This is a genomic window from Psychrobacter sp. FME13 (assembly GCF_014861395.1).
Classification (GTDB): Bacteria; Pseudomonadota; Gammaproteobacteria; order Pseudomonadales; family Moraxellaceae; genus Psychrobacter.
This window is the reverse complement of the sequence record NZ_RRYV01000260.1, coordinates 1-2,150: the sequence shown is the minus strand read 5'-3', so window position 1 is coordinate 2,150 and position 2,150 is coordinate 1. Positions and strand designations below refer to the sequence as shown.

2 protein-coding genes are annotated in these 2,150 nt (G+C 38.9%); one reads left to right on the top strand and one right to left on the bottom strand.

Annotation, left to right across the window (positions count from 1 at the left end):
• Positions 1-282: 282 nt before the first annotated feature.
• The gene (locus tag EI164_RS15760; RefSeq protein ID WP_192520927.1) at positions 283-816 is read right to left on the bottom strand and encodes a MepB family protein; all 534 of its coding nucleotides are present in this window, start codon (positions 814-816) and stop codon (positions 283-285) included.
• 316 nt (positions 817-1,132) lie between these two features.
• Here EI164_RS15760 and EI164_RS15755 point away from each other — a divergent pair, with 316 nt between their 5' ends.
• Positions 1,133-1,702: a PepSY domain-containing protein gene (locus tag EI164_RS15755; RefSeq protein WP_192520925.1), complete on the top strand. Its 570-nt coding sequence runs from the start codon at positions 1,133-1,135 to the stop codon at positions 1,700-1,702.
• Positions 1,703-2,150: the final 448 nt, after the last annotated feature.

Genomic DNA, 2,150 nt, shown 5'->3' with positions numbered 1-2,150 from the left:
GTTCAATAAAAAGCGTATACACAGTGCATTGGGCTATGTATCGCCTTTTGAGTTTGGAGACCTTCCTAAATTTTGTGTAAGTATTTAATCTAAACGTCAGTTACACAGAATCTGGGATGGTCTCGTTTACGCCACCCCTTGCTATAAGTAGTTCGCTAATATCAGTCTATTTTAGGTAGTCTGTTTATCGTTTAAACGGTCTGTTTGGATGGTTCCGTTGGGGTATACCTCTGATCGCTTGTTAAATTTTGACAGTTCAAGGGCTTGGAATACCTCTTACTATTAACCCAGCATTCTAGTAAAAGACTCTAAAATGGCATCGCTATCCTCAAAATCAAGAAAACACTCCGTCTGCCAATTTTTTGTTCGTTTAGCTTGTACAGCCGTTGGGGTTGTCCAAGGTGCATATACTCTAATTGCTCTCTTACCAGCCTTTGCTTCTTCAGAAAATACGCCTTTTTTAGCAAGAAGTTGTGCACTGAAAACGAAAACTCCGAAATTAGCACCCTCGTTGGCAGCTATAATCACCCAATCCACCCCATCCTTCAGGTCAATTGGTGCAATTTCACTGTTAGGGTGTTCACGCTTCCATATTGTCACAAATTGACCAATCTTTTTTGGTGTGGTTTTCGCTTGTCGATAAAGTACCCTTTGACCATTAAGTGTAAATTTAAGCGCCCCGTATTCCGTACTTTCCATTTCAGGCTCAACGTTTTCAACTGCATACCCTGCTGGCTCAAGTAGCCTTCGCAATACAAGATTAAATGATGCTGGGATAATGTCTAAAGTAAGGTTTTCAGTATTAAGTGTTTCCATAAAGATTGTCCGTAGTCATATAGACTGTCAATGAGTTAAAACTTTGGCATCAGTAGCCTACAGCCGAAGATTCAAGTCCTCACTAGGGAACCGAACCAGTGAATGAGCCTGATTGGTTCACAATAGGCATACCCAGGGAACCAATGAAATCGAATTCTTCTATCGAACGTTATTTGTTATAACACCCGTTACATTTTTCAGCATAAATCACTTAGACATAGCGATTAACTGTATGTCATTATTTATCTTTAAATGAATCTCTTATTCTAATTAACAAACAGTCTGCAGAAAAACTAACGCATTTTAGGGTTTTATTATGAAAAAACTATCAACATTGAAGAAATCTCTTGTAATGGCACTGAGTGTCGTAAGCTTCAGCATAGCCTCTGTTTCAGCCAGTCAAGCAGCCCCTGCTATGAATGAGGTAACGGCAGTGTCACAGAGTAAAATCAGTTTAGAGCAGGCGATGGCCCTTGCTAATAAAGCGGTAAAAGGCGATATCATCAGTGCAGACTTTGATCAAGAATATCGTAACGAAAATAGCCATTATGATATCAACATCATTACCAACAATAATGAACAAGAAGTCAGCGTGAATGCCAATACAGGCAAGATCACGAAATGGGAAACAGAGCGTTTAGACAAAGAAGACTTGGCAGAATATAAGGCCATGAAACAAGCAAAAGTGAGTTTGTCTCAAGCCATAAAAAAAGCAAACCAAACGCTGAAAGGGAAAGTGCTGGAAGTAGAATTCGATATAGATTTTGGCAAGCCTGTCTACGAAGTTGAAATTGGTAAAGGCAATCAGATTCATAAAGTTGTTGTCGACAGCATGACTGGTAAGATTACTCGCCGTCAGGTAAGCGACGTTGATCGTGATGATTAACTACTGATACCCTGTATTGCATATAGCCTCAAATATTAAAAAGCCCCAAGCTAAAATATTTTCAGTTTTTTATTTTATAAATATACCAATTTAGTCAAACCTAAATATCTGTATTGGTATTTCTTTGTAGTCTCTATGGTCATCTCAACCATCATACGCCACTTATGGTTTTAGCTATCACCAGTCAATGACTGGCGATAGCTAAAATTGGACACTCCGAGTAGTCTGTTTAAACGTGCTCAGCTTCTAACTTGGTTACTATATCGCTAAAAACTTCCTCAAAATGCTCGTTGTCAGTACATCGTTTGAATGCGTTACCATTCCAAAATCCTAAATGAAATGTGATTGTAAGTCGCTTTTTATCCGCAATTATCCGTCTTATTTCCGATAAGTGAGACCATCCCGAATTCTGTGTAACTGCCGTTTAGATTAAATGCTTGCTGATACG

What these genes read in the sequence shown, in the direction of transcription:
- EI164_RS15760 (WP_192520927.1), bottom strand. Translation starts at nt 816, where the DNA reads ATGGAAACACTTAATACTGAAAACCTTACTTTAGACATTATCCCAGCA.
- EI164_RS15755 (WP_192520925.1), top strand. Translation starts at nt 1,133, where the DNA reads ATGAAAAAACTATCAACATTGAAGAAATCTCTTGTAATGGCACTGAGT.